The organism is Stenotrophomonas sp. 01N47, from assembly GCF_056399165.1.
This window is the reverse complement of record NZ_JBFTQU010000004.1, coordinates 173,092-190,523: the sequence shown is the minus strand read 5'-3', so window position 1 is coordinate 190,523 and position 17,432 is coordinate 173,092. Positions and strand designations below refer to the sequence as shown.

General features: G+C 66.5%; 15 protein-coding genes and 1 tRNA gene. 5 read left to right on the top strand and 11 right to left on the bottom strand.

Features of this window, described 5'->3' with window-relative positions; genetic code table 11:
* Positions 1-19: 19 nt before the first annotated feature.
* Positions 20-1,507, bottom strand: a complete 1,488-nt coding sequence (gene rng / locus AC1DKR_RS09010) for a ribonuclease G (protein ID WP_025879287.1) — start codon at positions 1,505-1,507, stop codon at positions 20-22.
* On the bottom strand, positions 1,500-2,108 hold the full coding sequence (locus AC1DKR_RS09005) for a Maf family nucleotide pyrophosphatase (RefSeq protein WP_080148327.1): 609 nt from the start codon (positions 2,106-2,108) through the stop codon (positions 1,500-1,502). Before AC1DKR_RS09005 ends, rng begins: the two co-directional genes overlap by 8 nt.
* Before the next feature lie 130 nt (positions 2,109-2,238).
* Here AC1DKR_RS09005 and AC1DKR_RS09000 point away from each other — a divergent pair, with 130 nt between their 5' ends.
* The 4 genes from AC1DKR_RS09000 (at position 2,239) to arcD (ending at position 8,386) form a co-directional block, all read left to right on the top strand.
* On the top strand, positions 2,239-2,976 hold the full coding sequence (locus AC1DKR_RS09000) for an SIMPL domain-containing protein (protein ID WP_478032395.1): 738 nt from the start codon (positions 2,239-2,241) through the stop codon (positions 2,974-2,976).
* Between the two features lie 221 nt (positions 2,977-3,197).
* The gene (locus AC1DKR_RS08995) at positions 3,198-3,848 is read left to right on the top strand and encodes an energy transducer TonB (protein ID WP_313250785.1); all 651 of its coding nucleotides are present in this window, start codon (positions 3,198-3,200) and stop codon (positions 3,846-3,848) included.
* Positions 3,849-4,063: 215 nt separating this feature from the next.
* Positions 4,064-6,856: a TonB-dependent receptor gene (locus tag AC1DKR_RS08990; RefSeq protein ID WP_223496034.1), complete on the top strand. Its 2,793-nt coding sequence runs from the start codon at positions 4,064-4,066 to the stop codon at positions 6,854-6,856.
* Between the two features lie 108 nt (positions 6,857-6,964).
* Complete coding sequence (gene arcD / locus AC1DKR_RS08985) at positions 6,965-8,386, top strand: arginine-ornithine antiporter (protein ID WP_478032392.1); 1,422 nt, start codon at positions 6,965-6,967, stop codon at positions 8,384-8,386.
* A 19-nt stretch (positions 8,387-8,405) separates the two neighbouring features.
* On the opposite strand, the gene AC1DKR_RS08980 is transcribed toward arcD, so the two are convergent.
* From AC1DKR_RS08980 to AC1DKR_RS08940, 9 genes are all read right to left on the bottom strand, one after another.
* Complete coding sequence (locus tag AC1DKR_RS08980; protein WP_478032390.1) at positions 8,406-9,356, bottom strand: alpha/beta hydrolase; 951 nt, start codon at positions 9,354-9,356, stop codon at positions 8,406-8,408.
* A 159-nt stretch (positions 9,357-9,515) separates the two neighbouring features.
* Positions 9,516-9,592: transfer RNA gene (locus AC1DKR_RS08975), tRNA-Asn, on the bottom strand.
* A 22-nt stretch (positions 9,593-9,614) separates the two neighbouring features.
* Entirely contained in the window at positions 9,615-10,085 is a 471-nt protein-coding gene (rlmH, locus tag AC1DKR_RS08970; RefSeq protein WP_025879294.1) for a 23S rRNA (pseudouridine(1915)-N(3))-methyltransferase RlmH, read from the bottom strand.
* A gap of 63 nt (positions 10,086-10,148) precedes the next feature.
* Positions 10,149-10,562: a ribosome silencing factor gene (gene rsfS / locus AC1DKR_RS08965; protein ID WP_025879295.1), complete on the bottom strand. Its 414-nt coding sequence runs from the start codon at positions 10,560-10,562 to the stop codon at positions 10,149-10,151.
* A gap of 58 nt (positions 10,563-10,620) precedes the next feature.
* On the bottom strand, positions 10,621-11,286 hold the full coding sequence (gene nadD, locus AC1DKR_RS08960) for a nicotinate-nucleotide adenylyltransferase (protein WP_313250792.1): 666 nt from the start codon (positions 11,284-11,286) through the stop codon (positions 10,621-10,623).
* Positions 11,287-11,289: 3 nt separating this feature from the next.
* Positions 11,290-12,327 (bottom strand): DNA polymerase III subunit delta, encoded by a 1,038-nt coding sequence (gene holA, locus AC1DKR_RS08955; RefSeq protein ID WP_428705152.1) that lies wholly within the window; start codon positions 12,325-12,327, stop codon positions 11,290-11,292.
* A 12-nt stretch (positions 12,328-12,339) separates the two neighbouring features.
* A complete protein-coding gene (locus tag AC1DKR_RS08950) occupies positions 12,340-12,915 on the bottom strand; it encodes an LPS-assembly lipoprotein LptE (RefSeq protein ID WP_312787083.1) in 576 nt (191 codons plus the stop codon).
* Between the two features lie 139 nt (positions 12,916-13,054).
* Positions 13,055-15,694: a leucine--tRNA ligase gene (leuS, locus tag AC1DKR_RS08945; protein WP_363732314.1), complete on the bottom strand. Its 2,640-nt coding sequence runs from the start codon at positions 15,692-15,694 to the stop codon at positions 13,055-13,057.
* A 105-nt stretch (positions 15,695-15,799) separates the two neighbouring features.
* Positions 15,800-16,408 carry a DUF998 domain-containing protein gene (locus AC1DKR_RS08940; RefSeq protein WP_478032379.1) on the bottom strand — a complete coding sequence of 203 codons (609 nt, stop codon included), beginning with the start codon at positions 16,406-16,408 and terminating at the stop codon, positions 15,800-15,802.
* A gap of 153 nt (positions 16,409-16,561) precedes the next feature.
* On the opposite strand from AC1DKR_RS08940, the gene trxA reads away from it, so the two are divergent.
* The gene (gene trxA, locus AC1DKR_RS08935; protein WP_447945413.1) at positions 16,562-17,419 is read left to right on the top strand and encodes a thioredoxin; all 858 of its coding nucleotides are present in this window, start codon (positions 16,562-16,564) and stop codon (positions 17,417-17,419) included.
* Positions 17,420-17,432: the final 13 nt, after the last annotated feature.

Here is a 17,432-nt window from a genome sequence, read left to right as displayed (position 1 = left end):
AGCAGACAGTCGGCCTGGATCAGAGCAGAACAACATCGAACTGCTCCTGCAGGTACTGCTCGTCCGCCTGGAAGCGGATGCTCTTGCCGAGGAACTCCTCCAGCTCGGCCACGGCCGTGGATTCCTCATCGGTGATCCGCGCCACAACCTTGCTGGACGCGATAACCAGCAGGCGCGCGGCATCGAACTGGCGCACCGCGCGGGTGATCTCGCGGAAGATCTCGTAGGTCACCGTTTCGGTGGTCTTGATGGTGCCGCGGCCACTGCACTGCGGGCAGGTTTCCGACAGCTGGCGCTCCAGGCTTTCCACCGTGCGCTTGCGCGTCATCTCCACCAGGCCCAGCGGCGAGAAGTCGTACACCGTGGTCTTGGCATGGTCGCGGGCCAGCGCCTTTTCCAGGGTACGCAGTACCTGGCGGCGATGCTCGGCGTCATCCATGTCGATGAAGTCGATGATGATGATGCCGCCCAGGTTGCGCAGGCGCAGCTGCCTGGCCACCGCCTGCGCGGCCTCCAGGTTGGTGCGGAACACCGTCTCTTCCAGGTTGCGCTGGCCGAGGAACGAGCCGGTATTGACGTCGATGGTGGTCATCGCCTCGGTCTGGTCGATCACCAGGTAGCCACCGGATTTCAGCGGTACCTGCTTGTCCAGCGCACGGCCGATCTCGTCCTCGACCCCGAACATGTCGAAGATCGGACGATCGCCGCTGTACAGCTCGATCTTCTCTGCCAGCACCGGCATGTACTTGGCCACGAACGCCTGCAGCTGGGCGAAGGTCTCCTTCGAGTCCACCTTCACCTTGTCCACGTCCTTGCGGATCAGGTCACGCACCGAACGCAGCGGCAGGCTCAGGTCTTCATAGATGTTGCTGCACGACGCCGCCTCGCGGCCGCGGCGCTCGACCACGTTCCATACCCGTGACAGGTAGGCGATGTCTTCGGCGATGGCCTCGGCCGGCTGGCCTTCGGCATTGGTGCGCACGATGTAGCCGTAGCCGCCGTGCTGGGCCGACAGTTCGGTCACCAGCGCTTTCAGCCGCGCGCGCTCGCCTTCGTCCTCGATGCGCGCCGACACGCCCACCACCTTCGACTGCGGCAGCAGCACCATGTAGCGCGAGGGAATGCTGATCTGGGTGGTCAGGCGTGCGCCCTTGGTCCCGATCGGATCCTTCACCACCTGCACCACGATGTCCTGGCCGTCGCGCAGCAGCTCCACGATCGGCACGCTGGACGGCGGCGGCAGGGTCGTGTTCTCGGTATCTGCGCTTGCCACCGGCGCCGGTCGCACCACGTCGTTGGCGTGCAGGAACGCGGCGCGCTCCAGGCCCACTTCGACGAATGCCGCCTGCATGCCTGGCATGACCCGCTGCACCTTGCCCTTGTAGATGTTGCCGACCACACCCCGGCGCCAACCGCGCTCGATGTGCAGTTCCTGCAGCATGCCGTTCTCGATCACCGCGACCCGGGTTTCGCGCGGGGTCACATTGACCAGGATTTCCTCAGACATCGGCAGCCTCCCTGGCGGCATCAGCAGTTGGGGCCAGCACGCCGCAGCGGGCCAGCAGACGATCGGTATGCAGCAACGGCAGCCCCATGACACCGGAGTAGCTGCCGGAAAGGTGTTCGATCCAGCGCTCGGCACCGCCCTGGATGGCATAGGCACCCGCCTTGTCCAGCGGCTCGCCGGTGGCGACGTAGGCAGCGATGTCGGCGGACTCGATGGCGGCGAAGGTGACCTCGGAAACGACCAGTTCGCTGTCCAGTCCCTGCGCGTCCACCACCACCACGGCGGTCATCACCTGATGGGTGCGCCCGGCCAGCCGTGCCAGCATCGCCCGCGCGTCGGCCGCGTCGGCCGGCTTGCCGAATACTTCGCCATCGAGCACCACTTCGGTATCCGAGCCCAGCACCCGCGCCTGCGGGTCCTCGGCCAGCACCCGTGCGAGGCCGGCGCGCGCCTTGTCGGCGGCGACCCGGCAGACATAGTCCTGGGCACTTTCAGAGGCCGCGCGCTGCTCGACGACCTCCAGGTCCAAGGCCTGGAAAGGGTGTCCGAGTCGGGCCAGCAGCTGGTTGCGTCGGGGGGAGCGGGAAGCAAGATAGAGCATCGACACAGCATAACCTGACGCCGGTACCTGAATCGTCGGACAATCCTTCCCCGGCGCCTGCAACCCCGAACGGACTCACAACGCGTTCATCGCTACGACACCACCCTCACCGCCACAACAAGGAGATCCCATGCGTCGCACCGCCACCCCGCTGCTGCTTGCCCTGTCCCTCGCCCTTGGAGCTTCGATGACCGCCCATGCCGATCCGTCGTCGCCGTCGATCGCCGCCGCGGCCGAAGGCACCCTGCTGAACATCTCGGCCAACGCCGAAGCCACCCGCGTGCCGGACGTGGCCACGCTGTCGGCCGGTGTGGTCACCCAGACCGCCGACGGCAACAGCGCCATGCGCCAGAACGCCCAGCAGATGGACAAGGTCCTGGCCGCGATCAAGGCCGCCGGCATCGCCGAGCGCGACGTGCAGACCAGCGGCGTCAGCCTCAACCCGCAGTACCGTTATGCCGACAACGAAGCACCGAAGATCACCGGCTACCAGGCCAGCAACACCGTCAGCCTGAAGGTCCGCGACATCGCCAAGCTGGGCAAGGTGCTGGACGCGCTGGCCGCGCAGGGCGCCAACCAGATCAACGGCCCGCAGTTCGAGATCGACCAGCCCGAGCCGGTCTATGACGAAGCGCGCCTGGCGGCACTGAAGAAGGCCCAGGCCCGTGCCCAGACCTATGCGAAGTCGCTTGGCCTGCAGGTGCGCCGCATTGTCAGCATTTCCGAGAACGCCGGTGGCGGTTTCCGCCCGATGCCGATGATGCGTGCGCAGGCCGCCGGCATGGCAATGGACAAGGCCACCCCGGTCGCCCCGGGTGAATCGACCGTCTCGGTGAACCTGGACGTGGTGTTCGAACTGGGCCGCTGAGGTCCCTGCCCGCTTCCTGCAACGGCGCCCTGCGGGGCGCCGTTTTCATTTCCGCCGCCGCCGTGCCCGCCTTGCTACATGAAGGCCCGCTCAACGCTGTCGCCCCTGCCTCTAGGCAGTGGTGGAGGCGGCGCGCTAATGATTGACTGCCAGCCGCGTGCGGCAACCCCGATGGCGGCCCTGGTGCGTTGAGGACTTCGACACTGGCATGGAGGTGGACCATGGTTCGTACGTATCCCGTAGTACCCCTGCACTTCGATCCCGCCCGCGTTGCCGCCTGGAGTGCGGCCATCGCCCTGCATCTGCTCGCGTTCCTGTTGTTGCTGATCCCGGCGACCTACCAGGCCGTCACCGCACTTCCCCGCGACCAGACCACGATCCGGTTCATTCCGAAGGAAGACCCGAAGCCGCCGGCACCGCTGCCAACCGATCCCGAAAAGGTGGAGGTGGTGCACAAGCGGCAGGCCACGCCGGTGCCCGCACCGCTGCCGACGCCCACCGCGACCGTCGAGGAGGCCCAGGGCATCATCCTGCCGGCGGCCGAGCCGACCGCGGTGCAGGCTGCGCCGACCATTGCCCCGTCCACGCCGCTGGCCGGCGCCCAGCTGCAGTACCGCAGCAACCCGCCGCCCAGCTACCCGATCCAGGCCCTGCGCAATCACGAACAGGGCACGGTGCTGCTGCGGGTGGAGGTGGACCCCAGCGGACAGCCGGTGAACGTCAGCATCGAACGCAGCAGCGGCTCGCGCAGCCTGGACCAGGCCGCCCGCCAGCAGGTGCTGCGCCACTGGCGTTTCGTGCCGGCCGAGCGTGATGGCATGGCCGTTCCGGCCATCGGCATGGTCCCGGTGCAGTTCTCCCTGCCCAACTGAGCCCTGGGCCGGCCCGGCACCTGCCGGGCCGGCAGTAACGGTGAATGGGCCGGAACAGGGCCAATCTGCCCGGTTATTTGAACTTCGTTGGAAAACCGTTACGAATTTAGTAAAACTTCACACCTTCGTCACCTGCCGGAAACCTAGATTGACGCGTCCCGGGACACACCGGAGACAGCCCTCAATGCTCGAGTTTTCCAGTCAGGAGAGAAGCTGTGAAACACCCGATCCAACGGCCCGCCAGCCGCCGCCGCAACCACCTGGCAACGTCCATCACCCATATCCTCACCGGCGGTGCCCTGCTGCTCGCCGGAGCCGTGGCTTCCTCTTCTGCATTCGCGCAGGAACAGGCCACCAACCTTGACCGGATCACCGTCACCGGTTCGAACATCCCGCGCACCAACACCGAGACACCGTCGCCGGTGCAGGTGGTGACCCGCCAGGAAATCGATCGCACCGGCAAGACCTCGCTGGCCGAGTACCTGCAGACCATCACCGCTGATGGTGCCGGCTCCATTCCCAAGACCTTCGGCAACGGCTTCGCCGGCGGCGGCGCCGGCATTTCGCTGCGCGGCCTGGGTGCCGGCTCCACGCTGGTGCTGTTGAACGGCCGCCGCATGGCCACCTATGGCTTGGCCGATGACGGCCAGAAGGTGTTCACCGACCTCAGCACCATCCCGCTCGACGCAGTCGAACGCGTTGAAGTGCTGAAGGACGGCGCCTCGGCAATCTACGGCTCCGACGCCATCGCCGGCGTGGTCAACATCATCCTGCGCAGCGACTTCCAGGGCGTGATCCTGCGTGGTTCCTACGGCCTGTCCGGCGACAGCGACGGCGACGCCAAGAAGGCGACCCTGACCGCTGGTACCGGCGACCTGGCCAGCGACGGCTGGAATGCATTCTTCAGCCTGGACGTCGGCAAGACCGACGCCATCAAGATCAGCGACCGCAAGAACCGCAAGTGGATCGGCACCGGCGACACCCGCCAGTGGGGCTATGACAAGACCGCGCAGTTCCTGGGCGGCGCGTACACCCGTGGCGGCACCTCGGGCGGTTCCGGTCCGAACGGCTCCTACCTGGATGCCACCGGCCACCTGGTTCCCCTGCCCGGCTGCGCGGGCCTGACCACCATCGGTGGCCAGACCCCGGCCAGCATCGCCGCCGACGGCTGCCTGTTCGATCCGGCGCAGCAGTACCGCGACCTGATCCCGGAAGAGAAGTACGTCAACGTGTTCGGTCGCGCCAGCTTCGCCTTCGGTGAAGGCGGCGAGGTCTACACCGAGATCGGCTACTCGAAGAAGCAGACGATCTTCAGCAATACCCCGTCCGGCGTATCCGGCGGCTGGGGTTACCCCGGCGGCCCGGTCAACGCCAACAGCGGCTCGGGCGCAACCACGCTCGGTGCCACCCACCCGGACAACCCAACCGGTGCGCCGGTGCGCCTGCGCTACTCGGCCTGGGACGTCGGCCCGCGCGTTACCGACAACACCAACGAGTTCAATCGCTTCCTGGTTGGCGTGAAGGGCAACTGGGGTGACTGGAGCTACGACACCGCCTACCTGCATTCGGGCACCGACCTGACCAACAAGCGCACCGGCTTCCTCAACTACGACAACGTGCGTTGTGCGCTGGCCAACCCGAACTGCGCCGGTGGCGTGTGGCGCATCGGCGACAACGCCGGCCAGAACTCGCAGGCGCTGTACGACTTCATCTCGCCGATGATCAGTGCACGCGCCAAGTCCAGCCTGGACATGTTCGACTTCACCATGTCGCGCAGCCTGATGGACCTGAAGGGTGGCCCGCTCGGCCTGGCGTTCGGCACCGAATGGCGCAAGACCAGCAACAGCCTGACCCCGCAGACCTTCACCGACACCGGCGACATCATTGGCCTGGGCTATTCGGCCTACGACGGCACCCAGAACGTGTACGCCGGCTACGTCGAACTGTCCGCACCGGTGCTGGAGCAGTTGGAGCTGTCAGCCGCCATGCGCTACGACAAGTACGAGAGCGGTGAAGGCAAGGCCACGCCTAAGCTGGGCGTGAAGTGGACCCCGGCCGACTGGATCGCCCTGCGCGCCAGCTACGCCGAAGGCTTCCGCGCGCCGAACCCGGCCGAGAACGGTGACGGTGGCCTGGCCGCCTTCTCCACCGCAGTCGACCCGATTCGTTGCCAGATCAGCGGCAACAACGCGGCAGAGTGCGGCGCAAACTCGGTGGCGATCATCACCAAGCCAAACAAGCTGCTGAAGCCGGAAGAGTCCAAGAGCTACTCGGTCGGCATCGTGCTGCAGCCGACCTCGTCCACCTCGATGACCGTCGATGCCTGGCAGATCAAGCGCACCAACGAAATCGTGCAGGGCAGCACCTCGGCGGCGATCCTCGCCGGCAACGTCCTGCGTGACAGCAACGATCTCAATGGCGTGGCCAACAGCGGCACCATCCTGGCAGTCAACACCGCCTACGTGAATGCCAGCTCCTCGCGCGTGCGCGGTATCGATACCGATATCCGCCAGACCTTCGATATCGGCCCGGGCCAGCTGGAGCTGGACCTGCAGTGGAGCCACATCCTGAAGTTCGAGCGTACCGAAGGTGGCGACACGGTTGACTACGTGGGTACCCACGGCAACTGCGATGTCACCAACTGCATCGGCACGCCGAAGGACAAGGTGAACTTCGGCACCACCTGGAAGCAGGGGCCGTGGAGCGTCAGCGCCGTTGCCAACTACATCAGCAAGATGGAGAACAAGGACAAGCGAGGCGGCGACTACCTGGCCTTCTACGCCGATGGCGAGCCGGTGAAGAAGATTTCTTCGTTCACCACGATGGACCTGTCCGGTCGCTGGAGCATCAACGATTCGTTCGAACTCAACGCCTCGGTGGCGAACGTGTTCGACCGCATCGCCCCGCTCGACCCGACCACCTACGGCGGCGTGAACTACAACCCGATGCACTTCTCCGGTGCGCTGGGCCGTTATTACACCGTCGGTTTCAAGTACACCTTCAAGTAATACTGCTGCCGCTTTACCTGCAAAGGCCCGGGCTCGCGCCCGGGCCTTTGCTTTTTTCCGTACGCGACAGCGTCCATCATGGATACCCCGATACCTGCGGCGCACGTGATGTCCTCTTCCAACCAACGCCTTGGCCTGGCCGCACTGACCGCACTGGTGGTCGGCTCGATGGTCGGTGCCGGCATCTTCTCGCTGCCGCAGAACGTGGCGCGCAGCGCCGGTCCGGCCGCCGCGCTGATCGGCTGGGCGGTCAGCGGTGCCGGCATGCTGATGCTTGCCTTCGTGTTCCAGGCCCTGGCCAATCGCCGCCCTGACCTGGACACCGGCATCTATGCATACGCGCGCGAAGGCTTCGGCAACTACATCGGTTTCTCCGCCGCCTGGGGCTACTGGGTCGCTTCGGTACTCGGCAACGCCAGTTTCTTCGTACTGATCTTCAGCGGTCTCGGCCACTTCGCGCCGCTGTTCGGCGAAGGCAATACACCGGCCGCCATTGCCGCATCGTCCCTGTTGCTGTGGACCGTGCACCTGCTGGTACTGCGCGGCCTGCGCACCGCGGCGATCGTCAATGGCCTGGTCACCGTGGCCAAGCTGGTGCCGATCGCGCTGTTCCTGATCCTGGCGGCCGGCGCATTCCGCATGGACGTGTTCCGCGCCGACTTCTTCGGCGCTCCCGCGCTGGGTGACATGGGCCAGCAGCTGCGCGGGATGATGCTGGTCACCGTGTGGGTGTTCATCGGCATCGAAGGCGCCAGCATCTATTCGCGTCGCGCAGCACGGCGCGCCGATGTCGGCCGCGCCACCGTGATCGGCTTCATCGGCGTGTGGCTGCTGCTGGTGCTGGTCAGCCTGCTGTCGATGGGCGTGCTGTCGCAGGCCGAACTGGCCGGCCTGCCCAATCCCTCGATGGCCTATGTGCTGCGCGCGATCGTTGGCGAATGGGGAGCGACGGTGATCATCATCGGCTCGATCATCTCGGTGCTGGGCGCGCTGCTGGCGTGGGTGCTGCTGTGCGCCGAGGTGCTGTTTGCCGCCGCTGGCGATGGCACGATGCCGGCCTTTCTCGGCCGCGAGAACGCGCGCGGCGTGCCCGCCAATGCGCTGTGGTTGAGCAACGGCCTGATCCAGTTGTTCCTGCTGCTGGTGCTGTTCAATTCGGGCAGCTATACCAGCCTGGTGCTGCTGGCGGCGTCGATGAGCCTGGTGCCGTACTTCCTGTCCAGCGCATTCGGCGTGAAGCTGGCTTGGCAGGGCGAGGCATACGCCAGCGCGACCGGCGCCCGCTGGCGCGACTTCATCGTCGCGCTGCTGGCCAGCGCCTATGCGTTGTGGCTGGTGTATGCCGGTGGCCTGGACAACCTGCTGCTGTCGGTGCTGCTGTATGTGCCGGGCGTAGTGCTGTACGCGTTGACCCGGCGCCAGCGCGGCGAGCGGGTGTTCACGCGCTGGGAATGGGTGCTGTTCGGCGCGATCCTGGTGGTGGCGATCGCTACGCTGGTGGCGTTCTCGCGCGGCGCGCTGACCTTGTAAGGCCGAGCCACTGCCGGCGCTAGTGCTTTGTCAGCATGCCGATGTCGTGCATCCAGCGTTCGGCCAGACTGGGCCATGCCGACACCGGCGCATCTTTCAGGCGCAGGCCGAACGCGTGGCCGCCGTGCGCGAACAGATGCATTTCAACCGGCACGCCGGCCTCGATCAGTGCGCGGTGATAGACCAATGCGTGACGGACATCGTCCGTCGGGTCATCGGCGGCCTGCACGATGAACGTCGGCGGCGCCTTTGCGTCGACCACGATGTCTTTTTCCAGCGAATCATCCTTGCGTACCCAGAGATGCCCTGGATACAGCAGCATCGCGAAATCCGGCCGGCTGGACTGCACATCGGCCACATCCAGCGGTGCATAGCTGCGCTGCGCATGCGTGCTCAACCCCGCCACCACATGGCCGCCGGCCGAGAAGCCGATCACGCCCAACCGTTGTGGATCGATCTTCCAGCGCGCGGCCTGCGCACGCAGCAGGCCCATTGCCCGCTGCGCATCCTGCAAGGCCATCGGCACGGCCGGAATGTCGCGGCAGTTGCATTCGCGATCCCAGTTCGGTCCCGAGGCCGGTACGCGATACTTCAGCAGTGCGCAGGTGACGCCCTGCGCGGTCAGCCAATCGCAGATCTCGCTGCCTTCCAGGTCCATCGCCAGCACGTTGTAGCCCCCACCCGGTATCACCATCACTGCCGTGCCGTTGGGCGAGCCTTTCGCCGGGAACACGGTGAGCGTGGGCACGGCCACGTTCTGCAGCATCATCCAGCGCTCGCCACTGGCCTTGGACACGGTTTCGCTGACCTGCTCGCGGCCTTTCAGCTTCGGCGGTGTCATCACCTTCCCATTCGGCCAAAGAGGGAATTCGGTGGCACCGGCCGGCGGGTGCCAGGTGGCAGGCGCGACTGCAGATGCGGTAGATGGCAGCAGGACCATCAGCAGGAGAAATGCAAAGCGGGCGCGCATCGTCAACATCCACGTGATGGACCTGCAGTGTAGAGTCGAGTCCGCTCGAAAGATCGCGCGCGATGCATCCACGCATGGCGTGGATCTACCGCCGCACGCGACTGCACGGCGCGACACAACAAAAAAGGCCTGCATCTTGCGATGCAGGCCTCTTGAATGTGGCGCCCGAAGTTGGACTCGAACCAACGACCCCCTGATTAACAGTCAAGTGCTCTAACCGGCTGAGCTATTCGGGCAGACCGCCAGTATAACGACTCTTCACGCCCGATGGTAGGGGTGATTGGCCAACATCGCAGCAGCCCGATACAACTGCTCGGCCACCACCAGCCGCACCAGCATGTGCGGCAGCGTCAGCGGGCCGATCGACCACTTTTCATCGGCCAGCGCAGACACTTCCGGCGAATGCCCTTCCGGGCCACCGATCAGGAACGCCAGGTCCCTGCCCTGTCCGCGCCAATGCTCCAGGCGCTGCGCCAGCTGTTCGGAACTGAGCTGGCGGCCCGGTACGTCCAGTGCAACGACGTAGGCGTTCTTCGGCAACGCAGCGATCACCCGCTTGCCTTCGTCTTCGGTGGCGCGACGTGCGTCGCGCCCTTTGCCACGCAGGCCGGGCTCGATCTCCACCAGCTCGAAGGGCAGCCAGTGCGAGAGCCGCTTCTGGTATTCGGCAAACCCCTGCGCCACCCAACTGGGCGCGCGTTCGCCGGTGGCGATCAGGCGGGCTTTCATCAACATTCCTCCAAAACGTCGACGGCGCCATCGGCGCCGTCGAAAACTGCATCAACGAATGGCTCAGGCCACTTCGTCGTCGTCGTAGGACGGCGGCTGGTCGCCAACGGTCCACAGGCGCTCGAGCGCATAGAACTCGCGCACGCGCGGCAGCATCACGTGCACGATGACGTCGCCCAGGTCGACCAGCACCCATTCGGCTTCACGCTCGCCTTCAACACCCAGCGGCATGACGTCGATGTTCTTGGCGAAGCGCACGACTTCGTCGGCGATGGACTTCACATGGCGGGTCGAAGTACCCGATACGACCACCATGTAGTCGGCGACGCTGGACTTGCCGCGTACGTCGATCTCGACCGGGTCCTTGGCCTTCAGGTCTTCGGTGGCTTGACGGACGCTGGCCAGCAGTTCCGGCACGGAGGGCGGCGGGCTGGGCAGATCGACCTTGATGGTCTGGGGCTGGGTCTGGTTGCTCAAAGCGGGTCGACTCGATAAACGTGGGGGCGATTATACGGGCACAGCGCGGCAACCGTATTCACGAGGTGGCGGGGCGGTACAGGCCGTGGCCAGAAACGTAGTCGGCCACCGCCGGTGCCAGCATGGCCCGCCAGGGGCCGCCCGCGGCGATCTGGGCGCGCACGGCACTGGCCGATTCCTCGCGCAGCGGGTGGTGCAGGCGCAGGATGCGGCCGGCCGGGCTGGCAAACAAGGCCTGCTCGTTGTCGGCCCAGCGCCCCTCGGTGGCCTGCCCCAGCGCGCCGTCGACGCTGGCCCGCAGCGGACTCCCCGGACGCTCGGCGACGATGAAATGGGCCAGCCCGAACAACGCCTGCCACTCATGCCAGCTGGGCAGGCCCAGCAGGCTGTCGGCCCCCACCAGCCACGCCAGCGGGCGGCTGGGGCCAAGTTCGGCCCGCAGTTCGCGCAGGGTATCGACCGTGTAGGAGGGTCTGCCGGGAAAGCGCGCAGCCCGATCCAGCTCATGACGGTCCAGCAGCAGGCCCGGCTCATCACCGATGGCCAGGCCGAGCATGGTGCAGCGTTGTTCGGCGGTCGCGCCCGGCACCGCGCGGTGCGGCGGGTCGGCGGCAGGCAGCATGCGCACCGCCACCTGCAGTTCATCGCGTGCGGCGCGCGCGATTGCCAGATGGCCCAGATGCACCGGGTCGAAGGTGCCCCCGTAGTAGATCCGCAGGCTCATGGATCAGGCCCGGGCGAGCAGGCGCACCGCACGCGCCTCGGCTACCGCCACCAGCAGGCGCTCAAGTGCAAGCCAGGCATCGCCGTCTGCGCGGCCCTTGGCGATGCGGTCAACCAGCCCTGCTTCGGCAACGAAACGCTCCCAGCGCTTGCCTTCCGGGTGCCGCTGCAGCGCGCGCTTGTAGGGCGCCTGCCGCGATTCCCAGATACCGCGGGATTTCATCTCCGCCGCCAGATTGCCGCCACGTGCCTGTACCCGTGCCAGGCCGGCACCGGCCAACAGCTCGCGGATCACGATCGGCATCAGCGCGGCCACGGCCTCGCCTTCGCCGCGCAACCCGGCCAGCATCCTCAGCACCGCCTGGGGCTGGCCGGAGAAGGTGGCTTCCACCAGCCGGAACACGTCGTAGCGGGCAGCATCGGCCACCAGCGACTCCATCCGTTCCACGTCCAGGGTCTGGCCGTCGGCCAGCAATACGAGCTTGTCGATCTCCTGCGCAGCCGCCAGCAGGTTGCCTTCCACGCGTTCGGCCAAGCGCTGCACGGCCGCCGGTTCGGCGCGCAGGCCCCTGCTGCGCAGGCGCCGTTCGATCCAGTCCGACAGCTCATGCGGCTTGATGGCCCAGGCCACCGACAGCACGCCGACGCGGTTCACCGCCTCGGCCCATTTGCCCTGGTGGGCCTTGCTCCATTCGTTGGCGGTGATCATCAGGATCACGTCCGGCGCCGGGTTGGCGCAGAACCGGCTGATCACCTCACCGCCGTCCTTGCCCGGCTTGCCACTGGGCAGGCGCACTTCCACCAGGCGGCGGGCACTGAACAGGCTGGGGGCGTGGAAACTGGCGTCGAGCTGGTTCCAGTCGAAATCACGTCCATCGGCATCGAACACTTCGCGCTCGTCGATGCCAGCCGCACGTGCACGGGCACGCACGGCATCAGCCGCCTCCAGCACACGCAGCGTTTCCGGACCGGCGATCAGATAGACCGGCGCCAGCGCCGTGTCAGCGCCCTGCCCGGCCAGCTGTTCCGGTCGCAGTTCCATCAGGCGCCCGGCTCAGTGCTGGACGGCGGGTGCGGGCTCGACCGGATCGTGCTCGACCGGCTTCGGCGCCGACAGGCTGCCGCCCTTTTCCAGTTCGGCGCGGACCACGCTGTCGATGCGGCGGATGATCGAGGCCGACATTTCCCGGCGCAGTTCATCGGCCAGGATCTCGCGCTCGGTAGTGGTACCGGTAGCGTCGGTCGGCGGCGACACGTAGTCGCGCGACAGTTCGATCACCTGCTGCGGCACAAGTTCGCTGCCATCTTCGCGGCGGAAGATGAAGATCACGGCATAGCGCAGGCTGTATTCCTGCGCGCGGCCCTGCGAGTCGATGGCGATGGGCAGGTCGCCCCAGCGTTCGGACAGCACCTGCAGCTGGGCATTGGGGCCCTTGCTGTCCTCATCGGCCAAGCGCGCACCGGATGCCAGCAGGCTGCGGTTCAACAGCTTGACCAGCTCACTGTAGGGCGCAGTGGACACCACCTTCACCGGCGCCGTGTCGGACGGCAGCATCAGCTTGTTGCGCAGGTGGAAACCGCAGCCAGCGAGGCCGAGGACGAGAACGAGGGCAAGCAGGATTCGGGTCATGTAGACAGTCTGGCGGAGCCGGGCGATCACGGCAACAGACAGGGTGCCCGAGGCCGCGTGAACGCAGGGCCATCGGCCGGGCGCGCCCGGCGTGGCGACAACGCACCGGCCGCCACGATGGCGGCCGGTGCCAGGTACATCAGGCAGCGACGATATTCACGATCTTGCCGGGAACGATGATGATCTTGCGCACCGTCAGGCCTTCCAGGAACTTGGCCGCGTTCGGCTCGGCCAGCGCCAGCGCTTCAATCTGCTCACGCGCGGCGTCGGCCGCCACCTCGATGGTGCCACGCAGCTTGCCGTTGACCTGCACGGCCAGGGTCAGCGCGTCGCGTACCAGCGCGTTGCTGTCGGCCTGCGGGAACGGCTGGTCTTCCAGCAGCGTTTCACCATGACCCAGCACCTGCCACAGGGCGTGGCTGGCATGCGGGGTGATCGGGTTCAGCAGCAGCACGATGGCCTGCAGCGCTTCCTGGCGCACAGCGCGCCCCTGTTCACTGCCGTCCTCGAACTTGGCCAGCGCGTTCATCAGTTCCATCACAGCGGCAATGGCGGTGTTGAAGCTGTGGCGGCGGCCGTAGTCGTCACCGACCTTGCCGATGGTCTCGTGGGTCTTGCGACGCAGGGCTTTCTGGCTGGCATCCAGCGCGGCCGCGTCGAGCGCCGGTGCGGCACCTTCGGCAGCGTGCTTCTGCACCTGTGCCCACAGGCGGCGCAGGAAACGGGCCATGCCGTCCACGCCGGCTTCGTTCCATTCCAGCGACTGTTCCGGCGGTGCAGCGAACATCGAGAACAGACGCACGGTGTCGGCGCCGTACTTGCCAACCATCGCCTGCGGATCCACGCCGTTGTTCTTCGACTTGGACATCTTTTCGGTACCACCGACCACCACCGGCTGACCGTCGGCGATCAGGGTGGCGCCGGTGATGCGGCCGCGCTCGTCGCGCTGCACGTCCACATCGGCCGGGTTGATCCAGTCCTTCGAGCCGTCCGGGTTCGGTCGGTAGTAGGTCTCGGCAATCACCATGCCCTGGCACAGCAGATTGCGCGCCGGCTCGTTGCTGTCCACCATCCGCGCGTCGCGCAGCAGCTTGTGGTAGAAGCGGAAATACATCAGGTGCAGGATCGCGTGCTCGATGCCACCGATGTACTGGTCCACCGGCAGCCAGTAGTTGCCACGCTTGTCGACCGCATCGCGGGCGCCCGGCGAGGTGTAGCGCGCGTAGTACCAGCTCGACTCCATGAAGGTGTCGAAGGTGTCGGTCTCACGCTCGGCCGCGCCGCCGCAGTCCGGGCAGGTGGTCTTGCGCCATTCCGGATCGGCCTTGATCGGCGAACCGGTGCCGACGAAGTTGACGTCTTCAGGCAGCACCACCGGCAACTGGTCTTCCGGCACCGGCACCGCGCCACACTTGTCGCAGTAGATCACCGGAATCGGGCAACCCCAGTAGCGCTGGCGGCTCACGCCCCAATCGCGCAGACGGTAGTTCACCCGGCGCTGGCCCTGGGCCTTGCGCTCGAACCGTTCGGCCAGCGCTTCGAAGGCGCCCTGGAAATCCAGGCCGTCGAACTCGTCGGAGTTCACCAGTTCGGTCTCGCGGGTCTTGTCGCCGTACCAGTCCTGCCAGCGCGTCGCGTCGTAGGCGCCCTCGTCCTTGCGCAGCGACTTCAGCGCGATGACCTGGCGGATCGGCAGGTTGTACTTGTTGGCGAATTCATTGTCGCGCTGGTCGTGGCCCGGTACGGCCATCACCGCGCCAGTGCCATAACCCATCAGCACGAAGTTGGCGACCCACACCGGCACCTGGGCACCGGTAACCGGATGCACGGCGCGCAGGCCGGTATCCATGCCGCGCTTTTCCTGGGTCTCCAGCTCGGCCTCGGACACGCCGCCCTGCTTCATTTCCGACAGCAGCGCGGCCAGTTCCGGATTGTTCTTCGCGGCATGCAGCGCCAGCGGGTGTTCGCCGGCGATCGACACGAAGGTCACGCCCATCACGGTATCCGGGCGGGTGGTGAACACGCGCAGCGGATCCAGTGCGGCGCCATCGACGTCACGCACGTCAAACTGGATTTCCAGGCCTTCGGAGCGACCGATCCAGTTGCGCTGCATGGTCTTGACCGAATCCGGCCAGCCATCCAGCTCATCCAGGCCGTCCAGCAGTTCCTGGGCGTAGTCGGTGATGCGCAGGAACCATTGCGGGATCTCACGCTTTTCCACCAGCGCGCCGGAGCGCCAGCCGCGGCCGTCGATGACCTGTTCGTTGGCCAGCACGGTCTGGTCGACCGGGTCCCAGTTCACCACCGCGTTGCGGCGGTAAGCCAGGCCCTTGCGCATCAGGCGGGTGAACATGCGCTGCTCGTGGACGTAATAGTCTGGGCGGCAGGTGGCGAACTCGCGCGACCAGTCGATGGCATAACCCAGCGACTTCAGCTGGCTGCGCATGTGGTCGATGTTCTTGTAGGTCCAGGCGGCCGGCGCGGTCTTGTTCTTGATCGCGGCGTTTTCCGCCGGCAGGCCGAATGCGTCCCAGCCCATCGGCTGCAGGACGTTATGGCCGGTCATGCGCTTGTAGCGGCTGATCACGTCGCCGATCGTGTAATTGCGCACGTGGCCCATGTGCAGCGCACCGGACGGATACGGAAGCATCGACAGGCAGTAGTACTTCGGCTTGTCCGAGGCTTCATCGACCTCGAAGGCACGGGTAGCGTCCCAGTACTTCTGGGCGGCGGATTCAACCTGCTGCGGATCGTAAACGTTGGGTTCGACGCTGGTCATGTAACACGCGGTTGCGGCGGCAAAGCGGTACAGCGTACCGCAGTGCGGCAAATGGCTCCAATCCCGCCTGCCGGACCAGCGCGCGGCGTGGCGGTGGAACGCGTCTCAGCGCCTGCGCGACAGGGGCAGGGCCAGGGCCAGCCACAGCGCCCAGCAGGCAAAGGCGAGCCGCTGCGCCAGCGCCGCCGGCAGCACCCCCGGCAGGCCGAACGCCAGCAGACCGGCACCGATTCCGCAGGCCAACGACAGCAGGCCCAGCCTGCGCCCGCCGGAATGCCGCAGCCGCGCCGCGCCCAGCATCACGCTGCCGGCGACAAAGGCCAGTGCCCAGACCATCCACACGCTGGCGTGCAGCTTGCTGGCAGGGCCCTGCATGCCCATCTGATCTTCGAAATCCAGCGGCAGCAGGCCCATCGCGATGAAGGCGAGACCGGCCAGCAGCAGCATCTGGCTGCCCACGCGTGCCGTCCAGGCGGCGTCCACCGGCAACTGCCGGCGCAGGCGCTCGGCCACGACCACCGCAAGTGCACCCGGCAGCACCAGGCCCAACAGGTTGAAGCCCAGCGCATGGGGGATGCCGTGCGCGCCCAGCCAGGTCACCGGATGCATCGCCTGCGAATAGTCCGGCAGCGCCGCGCCGAAGCCGGCCACCGACAGCACGAACAGGGCTGCGGCGAGCACGCCTACCCAACGATCCAGCCGAACCACGGACATCGCAGCCACTCTTCAGGAGAACATCAGGCCATTGTCACGGCAGCTGGCACCTGCGCCAAGCCGTCCGCGATTTCATGGTGGGCGTGACCGCAGGGTTGAGACCGGCAAGGTTCGTCACCATAGAATCGGTCTCCAGATGCCGAACGATGCCCCATGACCGAGACGACCTACGTATTCGATGCCACCACTGCCACCTTCGAGGCGGAAGTGCTGCAGAAGTCGCTGCAGACGCCGGTCCTGGTGGATTTCTGGGCGACCTGGTGCGAACCGTGCAAGACCCTCGGCCCGATGCTGGAGAAGCTGGCCGGCGAATACAACGGTGCCTTCGAGCTGGCCAAGGTCGATGTGGACAAGGAACAGCAGATCGCTGCGGCCTTCCAGATCCGTTCGGTGCCCACCGTATTCCTGGTCAAGGGTGGGCAGCTGGTGGACGGCTTCCCCGGCGCCCTGCCGGAAGGCCAGCTGCGTGAATTCCTGGCCCAGCATGGCGTTGTGCCGGCTGATGTCAGCGACACCATTGCCGAAGACGAAGCGCCGCTGGACCCGCAGGCACAGGTGGACGTGCTGCGCGCGCAGATCGCCGCCGAGCCGGACAAGGATGAGCTGAAGCTCGACCTGGCCCTGGCGCTGCTGCAGGTCGGCGGCGTGGACGAGGCCGCTACCCTGATCGATGCCCTGCCCGCCAACCTGGCCACCGATGACCGCGCCGTGCGTGGCCGCGCCCGGCTCTCCTTCGCCGCCGCGCTGAAGGATGCCCCGCCCGCCGAGGAGCTGGATGCGCGCATCGCCGCCGACGGCAAGGATCTGCAGGCACGCCACCTGCGGGGTGTGCAGCTGCTGCTGGCCGGCGAGGACGAAGCTGCGCTGGAACAGTTCCTCGAGATGCTGCGGATCGACCGCAGTTTCCAGGAAGGACTGCCGCGCAAGGCCCTGATCGATGCGTTCAACGTCATCGCCGATGAAGACCTGGTCGGCCGTTCGCGGCGCCGGATGGCCTCCCTGCTGTTCTGAACGGCACCGGCAT

Coding starts and splice junctions, on each gene's coding strand:
- rng (WP_025879287.1), bottom strand. CDS start 1,507: ATGTCTGAGGAAATCCTGGTCAATGTGACCCCGCGCGAAACCCGGGTC.
- AC1DKR_RS09000 (WP_478032395.1), top strand. CDS start 2,239: ATGCGTCGCACCGCCACCCCGCTGCTGCTTGCCCTGTCCCTCGCCCTT.
- rlmH (WP_025879294.1), bottom strand. CDS start 10,085: ATGAAAGCCCGCCTGATCGCCACCGGCGAACGCGCGCCCAGTTGGGTG.
- leuS (WP_363732314.1), bottom strand. CDS start 15,694: ATGACCAGCGTCGAACCCAACGTTTACGATCCGCAGCAGGTTGAATCC.
- nadD (WP_313250792.1), bottom strand. CDS start 11,286: ATGAGCCTGCGGATCTACTACGGGGGCACCTTCGACCCGGTGCATCTG.
- AC1DKR_RS08950 (WP_312787083.1), bottom strand. CDS start 12,915: ATGACCCGAATCCTGCTTGCCCTCGTTCTCGTCCTCGGCCTCGCTGGC.
- holA (WP_428705152.1), bottom strand. CDS start 12,327: ATGGAACTGCGACCGGAACAGCTGGCCGGGCAGGGCGCTGACACGGCG.
- AC1DKR_RS08980 (WP_478032390.1), bottom strand. CDS start 9,356: ATGCGCGCCCGCTTTGCATTTCTCCTGCTGATGGTCCTGCTGCCATCT.
- AC1DKR_RS08995 (WP_313250785.1), top strand. CDS start 3,198: ATGGTTCGTACGTATCCCGTAGTACCCCTGCACTTCGATCCCGCCCGC.
- arcD (WP_478032392.1), top strand. CDS start 6,965: ATGTCCTCTTCCAACCAACGCCTTGGCCTGGCCGCACTGACCGCACTG.
- trxA (WP_447945413.1), top strand. CDS start 16,562: ATGACCGAGACGACCTACGTATTCGATGCCACCACTGCCACCTTCGAG.
- AC1DKR_RS08940 (WP_478032379.1), bottom strand. CDS start 16,408: ATGTCCGTGGTTCGGCTGGATCGTTGGGTAGGCGTGCTCGCCGCAGCC.
- AC1DKR_RS09005 (WP_080148327.1), bottom strand. CDS start 2,108: ATGCTCTATCTTGCTTCCCGCTCCCCCCGACGCAACCAGCTGCTGGCC.